20 protein-coding genes are annotated in these 16,753 nt (G+C 42.1%); 3 read left to right on the top strand and 17 right to left on the bottom strand.

Features of this window, described 5'->3' with window-relative positions; genetic code table 11:
* Positions 1 to 71: 71 nt before the first annotated feature.
* A complete protein-coding gene (locus AAYR28_RS07160; protein WP_061109973.1) occupies positions 72 to 1,319 on the top strand; it encodes a nucleotidyltransferase in 1,248 nt (415 codons plus the stop codon).
* Between the two features lie 31 nt (positions 1,320 to 1,350).
* On the opposite strand, the gene AAYR28_RS07155 is transcribed toward AAYR28_RS07160, so the two are convergent.
* The gene (locus AAYR28_RS07155) at positions 1,351 to 2,379 is read right to left on the bottom strand and encodes a SepM family pheromone-processing serine protease (RefSeq protein WP_024426920.1); all 1,029 of its coding nucleotides are present in this window, start codon (positions 2,377 to 2,379) and stop codon (positions 1,351 to 1,353) included.
* 4 nt (positions 2,380 to 2,383) lie between these two features.
* Entirely contained in the window at positions 2,384 to 3,163 is a 780-nt protein-coding gene (locus tag AAYR28_RS07150; RefSeq protein WP_024426919.1) for a patatin-like phospholipase family protein, read from the bottom strand.
* 156 nt (positions 3,164 to 3,319) lie between these two features.
* Between AAYR28_RS07150 and ylbJ the strand changes: the two genes are divergently transcribed.
* Positions 3,320 to 4,528 carry a sporulation integral membrane protein YlbJ gene (gene ylbJ, locus AAYR28_RS07145; protein ID WP_029707660.1) on the top strand — a complete coding sequence of 403 codons (1,209 nt, stop codon included), beginning with the start codon at positions 3,320 to 3,322 and terminating at the stop codon, positions 4,526 to 4,528.
* A 13-nt stretch (positions 4,529 to 4,541) separates the two neighbouring features.
* On the opposite strand, the gene coaD is transcribed toward ylbJ, so the two are convergent.
* From coaD to AAYR28_RS07100, 9 genes are all read right to left on the bottom strand, one after another.
* On the bottom strand, positions 4,542 to 5,024 hold the full coding sequence (coaD, locus tag AAYR28_RS07140) for a pantetheine-phosphate adenylyltransferase (protein WP_024426917.1): 483 nt from the start codon (positions 5,022 to 5,024) through the stop codon (positions 4,542 to 4,544).
* Between the two features lies 1 nt (position 5,025).
* Positions 5,026 to 5,583, bottom strand: a complete 558-nt coding sequence (rsmD, locus tag AAYR28_RS07135) for a 16S rRNA (guanine(966)-N(2))-methyltransferase RsmD (protein ID WP_061109803.1) — start codon at positions 5,581 to 5,583, stop codon at positions 5,026 to 5,028.
* A 310-nt stretch (positions 5,584 to 5,893) separates the two neighbouring features.
* On the bottom strand, positions 5,894 to 6,166 hold the full coding sequence (locus tag AAYR28_RS07130; RefSeq protein WP_024424276.1) for a YlbG family protein: 273 nt from the start codon (positions 6,164 to 6,166) through the stop codon (positions 5,894 to 5,896).
* A gap of 65 nt (positions 6,167 to 6,231) precedes the next feature.
* Entirely contained in the window at positions 6,232 to 6,681 is a 450-nt protein-coding gene (locus AAYR28_RS07125; RefSeq protein WP_061109802.1) for a YlbF family regulator, read from the bottom strand.
* Between the two features lie 57 nt (positions 6,682 to 6,738).
* On the bottom strand, positions 6,739 to 7,146 hold the full coding sequence (locus tag AAYR28_RS07120) for a hypothetical protein (RefSeq protein ID WP_345808962.1): 408 nt from the start codon (positions 7,144 to 7,146) through the stop codon (positions 6,739 to 6,741).
* A 73-nt stretch (positions 7,147 to 7,219) separates the two neighbouring features.
* Positions 7,220 to 7,468, bottom strand: a complete 249-nt coding sequence (locus AAYR28_RS07115; protein ID WP_024424278.1) for a YlbE-like family protein — start codon at positions 7,466 to 7,468, stop codon at positions 7,220 to 7,222.
* A 19-nt stretch (positions 7,469 to 7,487) separates the two neighbouring features.
* Positions 7,488 to 7,901 (bottom strand): YlbD family protein, encoded by a 414-nt coding sequence (locus tag AAYR28_RS07110; protein WP_061109800.1) that lies wholly within the window; start codon positions 7,899 to 7,901, stop codon positions 7,488 to 7,490.
* Between the two features lie 110 nt (positions 7,902 to 8,011).
* Positions 8,012 to 9,055 (bottom strand): CAP domain-containing protein, encoded by a 1,044-nt coding sequence (locus AAYR28_RS07105; protein ID WP_024426913.1) that lies wholly within the window; start codon positions 9,053 to 9,055, stop codon positions 8,012 to 8,014.
* 122 nt (positions 9,056 to 9,177) lie between these two features.
* Positions 9,178 to 9,600 carry a CBS domain-containing protein gene (locus AAYR28_RS07100; RefSeq protein ID WP_029707658.1) on the bottom strand — a complete coding sequence of 141 codons (423 nt, stop codon included), beginning with the start codon at positions 9,598 to 9,600 and terminating at the stop codon, positions 9,178 to 9,180.
* 161 nt (positions 9,601 to 9,761) lie between these two features.
* On the opposite strand from AAYR28_RS07100, the gene AAYR28_RS07095 reads away from it, so the two are divergent.
* Positions 9,762 to 10,127, top strand: a complete 366-nt coding sequence (locus AAYR28_RS07095; protein WP_024426911.1) for a YugN family protein — start codon at positions 9,762 to 9,764, stop codon at positions 10,125 to 10,127.
* Between the two features lie 67 nt (positions 10,128 to 10,194).
* On the opposite strand, the gene ctaG is transcribed toward AAYR28_RS07095, so the two are convergent.
* From ctaG to cyoE, 6 genes are all read right to left on the bottom strand, one after another.
* A complete protein-coding gene (gene ctaG, locus AAYR28_RS07090) occupies positions 10,195 to 11,073 on the bottom strand; it encodes a cytochrome c oxidase assembly factor CtaG (RefSeq protein WP_061109799.1) in 879 nt (292 codons plus the stop codon).
* 30 nt (positions 11,074 to 11,103) lie between these two features.
* Positions 11,104 to 11,433 carry a cytochrome c oxidase subunit IVB gene (gene ctaF / locus AAYR28_RS07085; protein WP_024426910.1) on the bottom strand — a complete coding sequence of 110 codons (330 nt, stop codon included), beginning with the start codon at positions 11,431 to 11,433 and terminating at the stop codon, positions 11,104 to 11,106.
* Between the two features lie 2 nt (positions 11,434 to 11,435).
* Positions 11,436 to 12,056 (bottom strand): cytochrome c oxidase subunit III, encoded by a 621-nt coding sequence (ctaE, locus tag AAYR28_RS07080; protein WP_024424780.1) that lies wholly within the window; start codon positions 12,054 to 12,056, stop codon positions 11,436 to 11,438.
* Positions 12,056 to 13,927, bottom strand: coding sequence for a cytochrome c oxidase subunit I (ctaD, locus tag AAYR28_RS07075; RefSeq protein ID WP_061109798.1), 1,872 nt, complete (start codon positions 13,925 to 13,927; stop codon positions 12,056 to 12,058). Before ctaD ends, ctaE begins: the two co-directional genes overlap by 1 nt.
* A gap of 175 nt (positions 13,928 to 14,102) precedes the next feature.
* On the bottom strand, positions 14,103 to 15,170 hold the full coding sequence (gene coxB / locus AAYR28_RS07070) for a cytochrome c oxidase subunit II (RefSeq protein WP_061109797.1): 1,068 nt from the start codon (positions 15,168 to 15,170) through the stop codon (positions 14,103 to 14,105).
* Between the two features lie 279 nt (positions 15,171 to 15,449).
* Complete coding sequence (cyoE, locus tag AAYR28_RS07065; RefSeq protein ID WP_034281660.1) at positions 15,450 to 16,367, bottom strand: heme o synthase; 918 nt, start codon at positions 16,365 to 16,367, stop codon at positions 15,450 to 15,452.
* Between the last annotated feature and the right edge of the window lie 386 nt (positions 16,368 to 16,753).

Below are 16,753 nucleotides of genomic sequence, written 5' to 3'. Positions count from 1 at the left end.
TGGGCTTCATTTTTCCCTTATGCTACTGTAGCATAGACCATTTAACCATAGCAAGAAAGGCGGAACATCTATTGAAAGCAACAGGAGTTGTTGTCGAGTACAATCCATTTCATTATGGACATGCCTATCATGTTCGCCAGGCGAAAACACATACCTCCTCAGATGTAGCCATTGCCGTCATGAGCGGATCCTTTCTCCAGCGCGGAGAGCCCGCTATCGTCTCCAAATGGGCACGAACAAAAATGGCATTGCAAAACGGTGTAGACATCGTGTGTGAGCTTCCATACATATATGCAGTGCAAAAGGCAGAAACCTTCGCAAACGGCGCCGTGTCTATTCTAGATGCTTTAAAATGCCGCTCCCTTTTTTTCGGAAGTGAGGACGGAAACATCAAAGCATTTGAGCGAACAGCTCACGCTTGGCATGAGAAAAAAGAAGAAATCGACCTTTTCACAAAAGCAAAGGTAAAAGAAGGTCTTAGTTATCCGGCTGCCGCTGCCGCTGCGTTTCAAGAGGTCATTGATCCGAAACACTTACTGGATCTGTCTAGGCCTAATAACATTTTAGGCTTCCATTATGTCAAAGCCATCTTAGAGAGATCTCCTCACATAGAGCCCTTTACCTCTCAAAGAATTGCATCCGGTTATCATGATCAAGAGCTTCCTAAACATCAGAAAATCGCAAGCGCTACAAGCATCCGAAAAGCCATAAAAGAGAATGGGTCATTTGAAACTGTCGCCTCTTATCTCCCGGAAGCCTCGCTTAAGCAATTACATGACTATTATTCTTCTTATGATCTTTTACATACGCAAGAAGACTATTTCAGCTTCTTAAAACATGTGTTTCACACAATGGATACAGCTGAACTAGAAGGCATCTATGAAATTGAAGAAGGCATCGAACACCGCATGCAAAAGGCGATCACACATGCGTCCTCCTACGAGGAATATCTATCACTTGTGAAAACAAAACGATATACGTGGACAAGGCTGCAGCGGATGAATACGCACCTTTTAATGAGGGTGAAGAAAACGGTCATGCATGAGCTGCTAAAGGAGAAACAAGCACCATACATTCGTTTACTTGGTATGTCAAAGAAAGGCCAGCAATACTTATCTCTTGTAAAAAAGGAATTGGACGTACCGCTTGTCAGCAAGCTGTCTTCCTTTTCACATCCTGCCCTTGATCTTGACATTCGCGCTTCCCGCGTCTTCAGCCTTCCCATCAGCGAACCAATGCAAACAAAGTTAACAGAAGCAGAATTTAAAACCTCACCGATCCGCTATGATGAAGAGACTGGTCTCTTCCAATCTCGATAAAAAAAGCAGCCTAAGGCTGCTCTTTTTTCACTTAAGATGCTTTCTCTTTTAACTTGTTTAAATAGTTCAGTGCGTCCTGCATTGTGTCCACAGGAACGATTTTCATATTACTTTTAATATCTTTTGCTGTTTTCACTGCATTTTTGTAGTCTGAATTTGGATCACCTTTATCGTTTGGTGCAAAGAAGATATCTTTTCCTGCTTTATCTGCTGCAACAACCTTTTGATCTATTCCGCCAATTGGCCCGACCGTACCATCAGCGTCAATCGTTCCAGTCCCTGCAATCGCATAGCCATGTGTTTCGTCTTCTTTTGTCAGCTGGTTATAAATTTCAAGTGACATCATTAAACCTGCCGACGGGCCGCCGATATTTTCAATATCGACCTTAATGGAAGGCGAGACTTTCACATTTCGGTCTGTAAATAATGATACGCCAATTCCAACTCGGTTCGGCTCTTCTTTAAAAGGTTTTAACTTCACTTTCTGCGTGATATCCTTGCCGTTTCGTTCAAGGACAAAACGGACAGATGTACCAGCTTTTTGACGGCTGATATACGACACCATTTTATCAGCAGAATCATACGTCTTGCCATCAACGCTTTTAATCCGGTCGCCCACTTCAATTTTGCCATAAGCAGGCATGCCTTTCATGACGTAGCTCGCATATACCCCATTAAACGTATAATCTACTTTTTTGCCTGCTTTTGTATACGCTGCAATCATGGCATTTTCTTGAGAGCTTTTCATCAGCTGAAGCTGTCTTTTCATATAATCTTCATCCGACTCTCCGTCCGCTTTAATATTTTCTTCTGGGACGATCTCGTCATATTTATTCATTTTCGCAAGTAAATACGTATACGGATTGGCTGGACCTACTTTTATCGTCATAAGAGAGAAGCTGCCCTTCTCGCCGTATCCACCGTCCACTTGAATGTGAGGGGCAATCTCTGTTGCATCACCCGGCTTTGTCACGTAATACGGCAGTTTAACAAAAGTTAAGCCAAATAAGACAAGAACAACGACAAAAAAGCTGAGCCAGCGAATATTCAATTTTTTCATTCGATTAACACTCCCATTTATCAATGACATCTTTCAGTTTACCTGCTAGTTGATCTGCGGCGAGCTCACCAGCTTCAATCATCTCCTGAACCTGGGTGAACGAACTAGAGCTAAATGTTTCAAGCCTCGGCCGGATCATGAGATCTGCATGAATGGTTTGATGACGGACCAATTCATTTTGAAGGATGTCCAAACTTTGCATAATCACATCCGATAATCTCGTCGCCTTTTCTGTTTTTTTCACCCTTGATACATCAGAGGCGATAATAAGGTCTGCGCCCATTTCTTTTAAAACAGACACAGGAATGCGGTCAACAACCGCTCCATCCACTAGCTGTCTGCCGCCCATATCGTGAGGAACAAACACGCCTGGAATGCTGATGCTTGCTCTGACTGCTTGTGAGACAGACCCTTCTTTAAACACAACCTTCTCCCCTGTTTCGAGGTCACAGGCAACCACCGCAAGGGGCATTCTTAATTCTTCGAATGTTTTCCCATATGTAAACGTGTGAATCAGCTGCAAAATTCGATTTCCTTTTAAAAGACCGATTTTTGGCAGTGTATAGTCAGCATAATACTTTCTTCTGAAGACAAGTGCAAGTTTTTTCATTTTTTCTACGTCTTGTCCTGCCGCATAAAAGCTCCCAACAAGTGCGCCAATACTGCTTCCAGCAATCATATCTACCTGTATTCCTTGCTTCTCAAGACTAGACAATACCCCGATATGCGCCATTCCCCTCGCACCCCCGGAGCCTAGTGCAAGCCCGATGATCGGTCGCTTCATGAAAATCCACCCTCCTCTTTCTATGCATATATACGAATCTATAGGTCTAAACATGCCCCTACTGCTCGTATAGTAATAGAAGACAGGCTCGGCTAGTTTCTTTTTCTAATATCACGAGCTCGCCAATAGATCATAACGGCAAGGGGCGAAATCTCCATGAAAAAATGGAACACTCTGTTCATCGCTGCTTTTTTTATTTTTTTAACAGCCACTGTGATTACACATCCACAAGCCTCTTTGCAAGCGTCAAAAAATGGACTTGCAATGTGGTGGGAGGTTGTATTTCCATCATTGCTTCCTTTTTTTATTTTGTCCGAGCTATTAATTAGTTTCGGGATTGTCAGATTTGTCGGGGTATTATTAGAGCCATTTATGCGCCCCATCTTCCGGGTGCCGGGTGTAGGCGGATTTGTACTGGCTATGGGAATGGCTTCAGGGTTTCCTTCTGGTGCGAAATTAACGACAAGACTGAGGCAGGAAAGGCAGCTGACGCGGATCGAAGCAGAGCGTCTCGTTTCCTTTACAAATTCATCAAATCCATTGTTTATTTTCGGTGCGGTGGCTGTTGGTTTTTTTCATCACCCAGCTTTAGGCATTGTACTCGCCAGCGCTCATTATTTAGGGAATCTCGCTGTTGGTGTGACGATGCGCGCGTATAAAGCGCGGCATGATGCACACCTAAGAAGCCGCAAGAAGTTTTTATTCCCGCCGTTTAAAGAGGCATTCAATGCTCTTCATACAGCAAGACTCGCAGAGAAAAGACCGCTCGGCCAAATTTTAAGTGATGCAGTCATGTCATCAGTCCAAACACTCTTTATGATTGGCGGCTTTATTATCTTATTTTCTGTGTTTAGCAAAATGCTGTCAGTTGTCCATGTGACAGACCTTTTATCCATCGGGCTCGGATATATGCTGCAAACGATGCATCTTCCGCCAGAATTAGACCTTGCCATGATTGCCGGTTTATTTGAAATCACATTAGGAAGCCAGATGGCGGGGTCACAGGAAGTCACCCTTCTCGCTAAAACCATTGTCGTCAGCTTTATTTTAGGATTCAGCGGGTTTTCTGTTCAAGCCCAAGTCGCCGGCATTTTGGCGGCAACCGATATCCGCTTTAAACCGTTTTTCTTCGCCCGTTTGCTTCACGGAATTTATGCAGCTGTTTTTGCCTTTTTATTATTCAAGCCTCTTTATGTCTCTCGATCAGACATGGCTCTCCCAGCGGGGGCCTTTGATGCAGGCCAGCAGGTCGTCATGTTCAGCAGCGTGGTTTGGAATCAGCTTGTGACAGCTGGTCCTTTGATCACACTTTGCAGCTTGATTGTGTATATCGCACTGTACTATCGGAAATTAAAAAATGGATGAGTGCTGGGTGCACTCATCCATTAAATTTTTCCTTCAGCGCTGCTTCTACCTCTTTTGGTACAAGATCTTTGACTGCCCCATGATATTTCGCTACTTCTTTGACAATACTGGAGCTTAAGAAGGAATATTGATTGTTGGTCATCATAAAAAACGTTTCAATTTCATCGTCTAACACTTTGTTCATTGAGGTGCCTTGCATCTCATACTCAAAGTCCGTCACAGCCCTTAATCCTCGTAAAATGACTTTGGCTTCTTTTTGCTTTGCATAATCAACAAGCAGGCCGTGAAACGATTCAACTTTGATATTTGGCAGCTCCTTCGTCGCTTGGCGAATAAGCTCACACCGTTCTTCAACAGTAAATAACGGTTTTTTAGATGAGTTATTTAATACACATACATACACTTCATCAAAAATCTTTGCACCTCTTTTGATGATATCCAAATGCCCCAATGTAACTGGATCGAAGCTGCCCGGACAAACGGCTATGTTCCCCATGCTAATTTCCCCGCTTTCTATAAATCGTAATACCAGTCAATCCGTACAGTTCCTGTCTTGTGATGTGAAGCTGTCCTGCTTCTTCTGGCAGCTTCACGTCTTTATCATGCTCACACACGATCACGCCGTCATCTGTTAACAAGGCGTGCTCGTCAATCATTTCAAGAAGTGCTTTTAGCTGTTGATCTTTATAGGGCGGATCAAGGAAAATGGCTTGAAAGGATTCCTTTCGTTTCACAACGGCTGCAAGTGCACGCTTTGCTTCATTTCGAAACACTTCACTTTGATCCATTAGCGACAATTGATTCAGGTTTCCTTTAATCGTCTGAATCGCCTTTATATCTCGATCAACAAATATGCAATGATCGAATCCTCTAGAAAGCGCTTCAATCCCTAAACCACCGCTTCCTGCAAATAAATCAAGAGCCCATCCGCCATCAAAATACGGGCCGATCATATTAAATATTGATTCTTTTACTTTATCTGTCGTCGGTCTTGTTGATTGACCTGGTACCGCTTTAAGTGTGCGGCCTTTTCTCGTTCCAGAGATGACTCTCATTTTTCCACCACTTTTTCTGCTTGCTTCTATTCGTCATTGTTTATGACAAAAAATTCAACATTATCTTACCACATCACTCCTCAAGGAACAATGCGCGGATATTCATTCATTTTCTATGTATAGATCAAGAAATCCGGGGTCATACTACTTATAACAGCATCTGATGTGGTGCTGTTGCCAACCGCGGAGAAGACTTACGTTTCCCCATAAGTTCTTCCTCCGGTTTCTCCTCTCCCTTTGCCTTCTCCTTAATGAATCATTAAGAATAGAAGGACCCCGCGGGTGATGCCGCGGGGATTTTTTTGTGTCTTTAAAAGCCCACCTTATAATCATACTCTTTTGCTTTGTCCAATTTGGATTCGTACTCTAATTTAATAAAAGGTTTATATGAAGGCTCAACACGTTTCACAAATGGTAACGAGCTGAGTTTAGCCATATGGCGCTCAAGATCATCCATATCACAATAGATCACGGCATATTTCATTTTCCTTGAAATATAGTGAACATTCCCGAATTTTCTTAGCGCTTTTGACTGCTTTAACGAATGCAGCCAGACAACCATCCCTTGACGTTTGGTTTCCATCTTTTCACCTGCCGCTTTTCAATTCTTTTCATTCATTATGTAAAAGACGAGACATTCAAGTCTCGTCAAGATACTTTACAGCCGCAGCTGCCACCTGATCCACAGCCGCCGCTGCATGATGATAGACCATCAAAATATGGGTTCCCTGTTGGAACTTTAATATATGCTGATACAGCTTGACCGATTTCAATACTAATCTCATCTAAGATGGATTGAATCGCTGTTTCTGCTTTTTTGAAATCAACCACTGTATCGTGAAGATCTAGCTTTCTTTTGACCTCACGCATTTCCTTTGAGATCGTTCTATAGTCCGGATGATACTTGCCGAACCGCTGCACATCCTCATACTGCTCTTTTACTTTTGTAAAATGGGCAATAATTTGTTGGGCTTCTTCGTCTTGCTGGAGACGCTTAAAGCAGTTGCGGTAATGTTCAGCCTCCTCCGACTGAAGAATCATGGCAGCCAATTGATTTGCTTCCTCTTGGAGCTCCACAGATTCGATTGTCGCATACATAAATGTTGCACCTCCAATTCATAGTTTACCACGAAACCTATGGATCAGAAAATGCTTTTACGTGACAAATACATCCCATGTTTCTCTTTTCTGTTTATATTCTGGATGACGGGAATTCAGCACAACGGTCATTTTATGCTTTCCTTTTGAAAGATGCTTGACCACAAATGCCGCGGTATACTCATTCCCTGCACGTTTCCCGTCTACATACACTGTAAAATATCCCACCTTCTCGTTCTTTTTCAGACGCTCTGGCTGAAGATGAAAATCTTGAAGTGTACTTTCTATATAGACAGATGCCCCTTGCACTTTGTATTTCAAAAAGCCTTGCTGCTTCATTTCGCTTTGGGCTTGCTGCATGACTGGTACTGCTGGGTCTTGCTTAATCACTTGCTCTTCTCCATGTTGACTTTGACACCCGGTGACAAGAAAAAGCAATGCGCCTATTGACAGCATCCATTTCATCATCTGATTCTCCTTTCATCTACTTTTATAGGATGCTCAGGAAATAGACATCTTAATCAACTCAAAAAAAGCCTCAGCCGGCTCCATTTTGATTGCGCATTGCTTGGAACATTTGAATCATCATTTCAGCCATTTGGACGCTATTGCTCAACTGACTCACACGATGAGGAATGGTTTTTTCGTAAAAGTTCATTTTATCTAATTCAAAGGACGTTAGATTTTCAGGATGCCGCGTCAGCTGTCTGTACCAGATAGGACGCTGCCTTATGAATTTGATTCGCTCCTCTTCGGCCATGACAAATTCCTGTACTTCTTTTCGCACCAGAAGCATCCCCTTTCACTTAATCTTTCCTGAAGGAGAATGGGTGCTGACTGCCTCCAGATGAACCTTTCTTTGAACCATTGGATGAAAATTGGCCGAGTAAGCTTTGTAAAGAGGAAATAGACTGGCTCATTTTGTTAATCTGTTCATTCATTTGATCAGCGTCCATTTTTTTCACAGCAGAAACCATTTTAGACATAAAATCTGCTTTTCCTGTTTCACTTGGCTTAGAGGCTTTTTCTTCTTTCGCATCTTCAGATTTCAATTGCCGGTAAGGTGACCACATCTCATCTTCCTCACCAAACATGACCCAATTCTCGTATACACTTTGCCAGCTTTTTTCTTGCGATTGCACTTCTTGAATTAACTTCGGATGGCGTCTGACGAATTGTTTAAATTCATCAATGGATGTTTGTTTTTGCTTGTTTGTCATATCCTCACCCCCCATACAAATGCCTACTATACTATATACATCAGCATCTGTTTTGGTGAGCCTCTTTTTAACCATCAAAAAAGCAGCTGCGACCATGCAGCTGCTTTCGTTTAAGATGTTTTCTTGATGAAATTTTGGGTGTAATATTTTTCTTTTACCCCTACGCCAAGATGCGTGTAATCTTTATTTAATAACGCCTTCCTGTGACCTTCACTATTGAGCCAGCCCTCTACCGCTGCGGGTCCATCGACATAGTTATAAGCAATGTTTTCACCTGCGAGCTGAAAGCCCACCTCGCCTCTTTCTAACCGGTCTTTCAGCGTACCGTATTTTTTAGATTCATGGGAGAAATAATGATTCTCTTTCATGTCCTCACTATGCATGAAGGCCACTTCAGAGGTTTCATCATCCCACTTTAAGATCGGCAGGTTGTACTTATGGCGGATAATATTGGTCATATCAAAAATTTGTTTTTGACTGGAAGCTTCGATATCTTTCCACTTTTCACCTGATATCGCCTCAGGTTCTATCAATTGACCTCGATAGACCACCTCATACGGCTTTTGTTTCACAAATGTATCTGCGTTGAAGGCCCTGATACTTGAAAGGGTGCTTTCAAACTTATCCATGTAAAGCTGAACATACACATCATCTCCCACTTTCACAGTGGGTCTTGTATTCATATCATCTTCTGAGAATTCAAAGCGGTATGAATTTTGTTCATCCTCTACATGAATGTAAGGTGCAATTTGTGTTTTCTTAAATACTTCACTTGTGGCTTGACCGATTTTAAACGGTTCTACATTCAGTCCGTCTCCTGTTGCAAACAAGGTCACCACTTTACTATCCTTTACCCCTACTTGAATATAGTGCTTCTTCGATTGGTTGTAAATCCACCAGTCATAATCATATGCGGAAGGATCAATGCGATCTGGTTCTCCCAGCTGTTTAAGCACTTCGTTTGAAGATTTCCCCATAAAGGACATGAGTCCCTTTTTTGGGATGTTGATCGGCTTATCGCTAGATGTTTCTTCATTAGACACCTTCGGTTCATTGCTGTTTTCTTTTTCTGGTGAAGATCCATATTGAATAAACAGAACGTACGTTCCAGATATAATCAGGAGGATGAGGAGTGTTTTGAGCACAGTTTTCAAATAAACACCTCCGTTAAATTGGCAAGGTACAAAAAGTACCTTCTACTGTCATTTAAACAAAACTTGCTCCATTTATCAACGACAATACAGCCTATTTAACACGAATTTAAAATATGCCCCTCTTAATGAAGAAATCCTTGTCCATGATCTTGATCCTGTTGAGAGATTTCTGTCAGTGCCTCTCCCGCGCGATCATTTGATAAATCTTCGACTGATAAATCTCCTAGAGCGACAATCCCTGTTAATGCGCCGTTTTTAACAACAGGAATGCGGCGGAGCTGATGCTCTGACATGAGCCGGACAATTTCTTCAAGTGTTGCATCTTCTTCAGCTGTTAGTACTTCCTTTGTCATCAGCGAGCCCACTTCCTGTGAGTTTGGCTTCTTTTCTGCAATGCCTCTAAGCACAAGGTCACGGTCTGTCACTATCCCAACGAGCTGATCTCCGTCAACCACTGGAATGGCACCGATATCAGCATCTCTCATTTTGACTGCTGCTTCATACGTATTGTCATCTTGCTGACATGTCACTACTTTTTTTGTCATAATATCTTTGATTTTTTTCGTTTTCACGTTGATTCCTCCATCCGTTATTTTCTTTATTACTGTAACCAGCTTATAAAAGAACATACCTTTCACAGTTGAAAGTTTAACGCTTTCATACTATGATTGTCAGTAAAGGGAAATTTTATAAGGAGGGGTTTTGGGTGAAGTTTGAAGGTACGGGGATTGAAGAGGTATCAGCTGACTTAAATAAATTAGATTTCATTATGGAAAGCGAAGGATTTGTACGAGCCGATCAATGGGATTATGAGCGTGTGACGTACGACAGAAAGTACAGCATGGTAGAGGGAACCTTTTATTTACGGATTTCCGGCTACGCTACTGAAGGAGATGTCGGTGCCAAAAAGGCACACATTCAGCTTCTAACACCATTACTTGGAAAACACTATTATCCACATGGCGTTGAATACGGCGAAGGCGAAGAATTCCCTAAGTCTCTCATCCAATCGAGCAAAAAAACACTTGCACAGCTGAAGGAAAAACTAGAAGCCATGACGGCTGAAGCATAAAACAAAGGGCTAAAATATTCTTTATTTTAGCCCTAGATGAAAGCACAGCCAGATGGCTGTGCTTTTTTTATTCATATTTCGGAATAAGCGCATCTGGTACGGCATCTTTCGCTCTTTCTTTTCTTGCCCAGTCAAAGAAGACAACAGCAAGAATAGAGCCGTACACAATCTCCTGAATAATTTTCATTAAAATGGCACCTAGCTGCTGATCCTCTAGCAGCGGCAAGGTGTGGAACATATCAGGGCCAGTGAGAGCAAGGCCAGCAAGCATATCACTTGGCACACATAAATGCAGTGCTTGTATCCAGGCGCCTGCATCTGAATAGGTTGCATAAATCGGTGCCTCACTAAACATGATGAGTGCGCAGGCCGGAGTCATCAATATCCCGTCTGCCATGATATATCCAAGCTTCAAAATGCCTGTGATCTGCGGCTGACTTTGGACTTTATGGACAAGCGGCCACCACATGAAAAAGGCAGCGATAAAAATAACCACCGTCATCAATGCGTGGTAAAACGGATCTGTTTTCACAAAATCAAACACAAGCGGAATGTGATACAGCGAAAACAATCCGTTAAATCCAAGCAGTGCAATTAAAGGTTTGGAAAACAAACGGAAAACAGCTTGAATACCTGGTGTTTGAATGATCCGCTCCCATATGGCTGGAGGCAATCCTGTAATAAGGAGAGGCGGGATGACTAGGTATAGCACCGCCATTTGCGTCATATGTGCACTAAACATAATATGCCCCATTAAATCAATTGGGCTCCCTTTCACAGCATATAACAGAACAAGCCCCGTCAGAAATAACGTTTTCTCTTTCACCGTCGCACGGTGCTTTCCCTTTGTCACAAGAAGCAGATAAAGAGCAGCTGCTATCACAATACAAGTCAAATAATAAGGGCTCCATAATGCCCGAAATCCGAATATTTCTAAGTTCTCCATTGCTGCGCCTCCTTCAAGGGCAAAGCGGGTTTACCACCATATAATGGTCAAAAAGGCTAATACGGTAATAAACGCAACAAACACACCTGAGTATAGAAACAAGGCGGGTGTTTCATGCCCTTTTTGGTTCATGTGCATAAAATAATAAAGCTGAAAAGCTACCTGAATGCCTGCAAGCAGTAAAATAAATGGTACTGCGAACCAATTTCCAACGTCTTCTGAGGCGATCGTTAAAAACGCAACAAATGTTAATCCAATCATCAAGCCGAAGGAAATGAGCTGATGCTTCATTTCCTCGGCATTTTTCTTTTTACGATATACAAGATCGACTTTGGACTGATTTGTGTTTTTATTTCCCATTCTTATCCCACCATTCCCATTAAATATACAACGGTAAAGATGAAGACCCACACAACATCAATGAAGTGCCAATAGAGACTTGCCACATAATATTTCGGCGCATTGTATAAATCAAGTCCGCGTCTCATATTTCGAATCATAAGAGCGGTAATCCAGCAAAGTCCGAAGGCAACGTGAGCTCCGTGAGTTCCTACAAGTGTATAGAAGGAAGAACCAAGAGCTGAGCTGGTAATCGTAAACTCATACGCATGCACATAGTGATAAAACTCATAAATCTCAACCCCTAAAAATCCAGCACCTAAAAGGACCGTGATACCAAGCCAAAGCTGCATCTTTTTAAAGGCAAAGTTTTTCATATGATACATGGCATACACACTCGTTAAACTGCTCGTTAATAGAAGCATTGTGGCAATAAAGACAAGTGTGAGGTCAAACATATCAGTTGTTTTTGCTCCGCCTGCATTTGAGTTTTTCAGCGCCAAATAAGTGGCGAAAAGCGATGCAAACAGAACGGTTTCTCCTCCAAGAAACAGCCAGAACCCGACAAACTTATTCTTCCCTTCTAACGTGGCCTTCTCAGGAGAAGCCGGAAAGGTTTCCGCCGTCATTTTTTGTGGTTCCATTATGCTTTCACCCCTTTATCATCGTCGTCAGTCAAATCTTCTTTGTGAATATGGTATCCATGATCATCTTTCAGAGACCTAACCAGCATGGTCGCAAACGTAATGCCAAGACCAATGAAGATCACCGGAAGCCCCCAGCTGTGCTCTTGACGATACATGAAACCAAACGCTGACACAAATAGACCGAATGAGATAATGACAGGCAAGATGGAGTTATTCGGCATGTGAATATCATCGAGCGGTTCAGATGCTGTCATTCCTTTTTTACCATCCATTTTTTCAATCCATAATGGATCTAGTCCTCTGACAAGCGGAAGCTGTTTAAAGTTGTATTCTGGCGGAGGCGAAGACACTGCCCATTCAAGTGTTCTTCCATCTCCCCAAGGATCGCTCGATACACCCTCCCCTTTGGCTGTTGTCCAGATGATATTAATCAGCATGATCACAACAGCTACAAACATAAACAGTGCCCCAATCGTACTGATCAAGTTCCCAAGCTCGAGACCCTGACCTGGCAGGAATGTAAAGACCCGGCGCGGCATGCCCCATAGACCGAGAAAATGCTGGATAAAGAAAGTTAAATGGAAACCGATGAAAAACAGCACAAAGCCAATTTTTCCAAGCTTCTCATTCAGTATTTTTCCAAACATCTTCGGCCACCAGTAATGCACACCTGCTAGAATACCGAATACAACCCCGCCGATAATGACGTAATGGAAATGCGCCACAACAAAATACGTATCATGGAACTGATAATCCGCTGCAGCTGCCGCAAGCATGACCCCAGTTACCCCGCCAAGTAAGAACGACGGAATAAAGGCAACAGAATAAAGCATCGGCGTTGTAAACTTCACATTACCGCCCCATATCGTGAGCAGCCAGTTGAATACTTTAATTCCTGTTGGCACCGCAATTGCCATGGTCGCTACAGCAAAGATCGCATTGGCGATAGGTCCAAGCCCCGTAGTGAACATGTGATGCGCCCATACCATGAATCCAAGGAAACCAATCAATACAGTAGCGAACACCATGGACGAGTAACCAAACAATCTTTTTCTTGCAAACACCGGAATGATCTCAGAGAAGATTCCGAATGCCGGCAGGATCAAGATATATACTTCCGGGTGTCCGAAAATCCAGAACAAATGCTCCCAGATGATTGTATTTCCTCCAAGCTCTGGATTGAAAAAGCTCGTGTCAAACATTCTATCAAGCATCAGCATCGCAAGCCCTGCTGTCAGCGGCGGGAATGCGAATAAAATAAGTGCAGAGGCGACAAATGTCGTCCAAGTAAAGAGCGGCATTCTCATATACGTCATGCCAGGCGCTCTCATATTAATAATCGTTGCAAGAAAGTTAATCCCGGCAATCAGCGTACCAATACCCGCAATCTGCAAACCTAAAATATAGAAATCCATTCCATGCCCTTCTGAATTCAGCGTGAGCGAAGCGTATGCAGTCCAGCCAGCATCAGGTGCTCCGCCCATAAACCATCCAAGGTTTAAGAAAATTCCTCCGAAAAAGAATAACCAAAAACCAAGTGAATTCACAAACGGAAATGCTACGTCACGTGCACCAATTTGAATTGGTACAACCGCATTCATTAATGCAAATAAAAGCGGCATAGCTGCAAGGAAAATCATTGTCGTTCCATGCATCGTCATGATTTCATTGTAAACCCCTGCACTGACAAAATCACTTTCAGGGATGGCTAGCTGAATACGGATAAACATCGCTTCTATCCCGCCAACCAAAAAGAAAAATCCCCCTGCCACTAAATATAATATGGCAATTTTTTTGTGGTCAACCGTTGTCAAGTAATCCCATAAGACAGCGCCAAACCCCCGCTTTTTAGCTATTGTACTCACCATGAAATCCCCCTCTTATCTCCCATTTGCCCCTTTTCATATAGATGTCTTTCTTCACGATCCTTTAAGCAGACTATGTCTGACAGATGACGGCTTCTCGGTTGTAGAGACATATTCGGGAGCTCTTAACAAAAACTTCACATTGATCACATACCCTCTTGAATATTTGCTCTAGGCGTTACTCGATTCTAAGACCTTTTAAATACTCGTAAAGTGCATCTGCTTCTGAGTCATTTAATTTAGGGTACGTTCCTGTCATTTTATTACCTGGTTTAAAGCTTTCCGGATCTTTCAGCCATGCTTTCACATTTTCTTTGTTCATGTCTTTGATTCCAGCTACTTTCGTTCGCTCTCCGAAGGTCGCAAGGTTTGGTGCTGTCCTTGCTGCTTCCGGCCGCTTGTCACCAGGCTCTACTGCGTGACAGCTTAAGCAGTTTTTCTCTTTAAATAGCTTTTCACCCTCTAAAGCGAGATCCTTTGTGGATTCAGGCTTCTTGTAATCAGCCATTTTTTTCGTCCATCCTAAGAACTCATCTTGAGAAAGCGTTTTAACTTTAAAGTCCATTAAAGCATGTGACGGCCCGCAAAGCTCCGCACATTTCCCGTAGAAATATTCCCCTGCATCTTTCGTTCGTTTCGAGTCAAAGGTTAAATAAAATTTGTTCTCATTATCTGTGTTTGTATCAATTTTACCGCCAGCCGATGGAATCCAGAATGAGTGTTTGACATCGGATGCTTTCAGCTTAAAATACACCTTTTGATCTGTTGGTACGATCAATTCCTGACTTGTGACAATCCCATAATCAGGGTATTCAAATTCCCACCAATATAGGCTGGCTCTTACATTAACAACAAGTGTCTTTTCAGGATCTCGTTTTTTCTTATCCATAGCGCTTGTGTCCCCTAGTTCAAGCGTGTATGCAACAACAGGTACAACGAGAATAATGAGTAGAAGAATCGGAATCGCTGTCCATGTGATTTCCAAGTTGCGGTTCCCTTCCACCTGCTTTGGAATCGTATCTTCTCCCACTTTAGAACGTTTGAATTTAATGATGACGTAAAAGAAAATGATCGATACAACAATGACGACAAGAACCATAATAAGTGTACTCAGTACCGTTAGGAAAAACTGTTTATCTGCTACTTCCCCAACTGGCTTGAGTGTTGATAAGTATGGTTCACCACAGCCCGCCAAAACGAGCGTCAGTAAGAGAAACAGTGAATAAACACGCCATTTTCTTATCATAATTTGTCCCAACCCCTTTTGCTTGATCTCCTTTGCCTTTCGCTTTTTACCTCTTATTTATAAAATCACTTCTCACCCATCTATAACCCCCGCCTCTTATAAAAGCACTTACATTTCCTCTTTTCATAAAAAAATGATGTTTTTACTCAAAATACCATCTATGTATAAACAGAAAGCCGCCTAAATAGAACTGAATATCAGGCGGCTTTCATAGTTGTTAGAAAATGTTGTGTTATAAGATATAGCCATTGTTTTGTTGTGATCAAAGTGTATTTCACTCTAGAATAGTGTAATAATAATCATCGCTACGAAAAAGATGGTTAAGTAGTTTAATGAATAAACGAACATGAGCGTCGACCACTTCATGATGTCTTTCATTTTAAAGCCCATAAGGCCAATAACAAGCCATCCAATATTAAGCAATGTACCAAGTGCGACAATCGGCCATCCTAATCCACCTAAGAAAAATGGAAGCGGTAGAAGACATGCTGTCCAAATGATGATCTGACGTTTTGTGACTTCAAAGCCGTAAACAACTGGCAGCATTGGAATGCCCGCCTTACGGTAATCTTCCGTTTTCTTAATCGCAAGTGACAGGAAGTGCGGGATTTGCCAAATGAACATAATCATAAACAAAACCCAAGCCGTTGTGTCGATTGTACCTGTGACAGCTGTCCAGCCGATTAATGGCGGAACCGCGCCAGATACACTTCCGATAACTGTATTGATGGTGTAATGGCGTTTAGACCACATGGTGTAAAGAACCGCATAAGTAAAGACTCCAATAAATCCAATCACTGCTGATGTAATGGTTGTCATCAGAAGCATAATGAGTCCTAATACAACAAGCAGAATGCCAAATGCATACGCTTGCCCCGGCTGAATTTTACCTGTAACCGTCGGTCTTGTTTTTGTTCTTTCCATTAATATATCAATATCACGGTCAAACGCATTATTAATTGCGCATGAACCGGCAATAATAAGAGAAGAACCAATCATTGTTAACAGCACAATATCAAGATTTCCAAGAAAACTCATACCTGTAAAATAAAAAGCAAGCCACATTCCAGTAAATGTCGTAATGAAATTGGAATTGACGATGCCCATTTTAATCAGAGCAAGAAAATCTTTCCACGCTGTTGTTTCTTCTATTTGTCCATGAATAGCTGCTTCCGCGGCTGTTTTGGAATTTGCCAATGTGTATAACCTCCCTTGCCCAAACCTTCAAACGAACGAATGACACGTAAAATCATTACAACTCTATCATACAAGATAAACAGCTGTAAAAAAACATCCTATTAAATAATAAACGACAAACTTGAAGTTATTTGTGAACTTTTCGTGAATTTATTAGGATATATGTGTGTTTCAGAAGGCGGTGCAAAATGAAATATTCTCTCCTCTATTTCTATCAGACTGTCAAAGAAAGATCAAGCACTCTAAATCTGTAAACTTTGTGAACTGACATATCATTTTTTTGTGAACTTTGGTCATTATGAATTGCAACAGAACACGCATTTGGCTTAAACTTGAGAGCATGTGAGGTTTTCATTTACATCAGAAGTTTTTTAGAGAAGGTGAAA

The organism is Bacillus safensis, from assembly GCF_039619585.1.
GTDB lineage: Bacteria > Bacillota > Bacilli > Bacillales > Bacillaceae > Bacillus > Bacillus safensis.
Note: the sequence above shows the minus strand (reverse complement) of the source record. Positions and strands in the feature narration are given on the sequence as shown.

Bases quoted from the DNA above. Each gene is read 5' to 3' on its own strand.
- ctaF (WP_024426910.1), bottom strand. From the start codon at position 11,433: ATGGGAAATAAAAACACAAATCAGTCCAAAGTCGATCTTGTATATCGT.
- rsmD (WP_061109803.1), bottom strand. From the start codon at position 5,583: ATGAGAGTCATCTCTGGAACGAGAAAAGGCCGCACACTTAAAGCGGTA.
- AAYR28_RS07155 (WP_024426920.1), bottom strand. From the start codon at position 2,379: ATGAAAAAATTGAATATTCGCTGGCTCAGCTTTTTTGTCGTTGTTCTT.
- AAYR28_RS07110 (WP_061109800.1), bottom strand. From the start codon at position 7,901: ATGACAAACAAGCAAAAACAAACATCCATTGATGAATTTAAACAATTC.
- AAYR28_RS07120 (WP_345808962.1), bottom strand. From the start codon at position 7,146: ATGAAATGGATGCTGTCAATAGGCGCATTGCTTTTTCTTGTCACCGGG.
- coxB (WP_061109797.1), bottom strand. From the start codon at position 15,170: ATGATAAGAAAATGGCGTGTTTATTCACTGTTTCTCTTACTGACGCTC.
- coaD (WP_024426917.1), bottom strand. From the start codon at position 5,024: ATGGGGAACATAGCCGTTTGTCCGGGCAGCTTCGATCCAGTTACATTG.
- ctaE (WP_024424780.1), bottom strand. From the start codon at position 12,056: ATGGAACCACAAAAAATGACGGCGGAAACCTTTCCGGCTTCTCCTGAG.
- AAYR28_RS07150 (WP_024426919.1), bottom strand. From the start codon at position 3,163: ATGAAGCGACCGATCATCGGGCTTGCACTAGGCTCCGGGGGTGCGAGG.
- AAYR28_RS07125 (WP_061109802.1), bottom strand. From the start codon at position 6,681: ATGTATGCGACAATCGAATCTGTGGAGCTCCAAGAGGAAGCAAATCAA.
- AAYR28_RS07130 (WP_024424276.1), bottom strand. From the start codon at position 6,166: ATGGAAACCAAACGTCAAGGGATGGTTGTCTGGCTGCATTCGTTAAAG.
- ctaD (WP_061109798.1), bottom strand. From the start codon at position 13,927: ATGGTGAGTACAATAGCTAAAAAGCGGGGGTTTGGCGCTGTCTTATGG.
- AAYR28_RS07100 (WP_029707658.1), bottom strand. From the start codon at position 9,600: ATGACAAAAAAAGTAGTGACATGTCAGCAAGATGACAATACGTATGAA.
- ctaG (WP_061109799.1), bottom strand. From the start codon at position 11,073: ATGGAGAACTTAGAAATATTCGGATTTCGGGCATTATGGAGCCCTTAT.
- ylbJ (WP_029707660.1), top strand. From the start codon at position 3,320: ATGAAAAAATGGAACACTCTGTTCATCGCTGCTTTTTTTATTTTTTTA.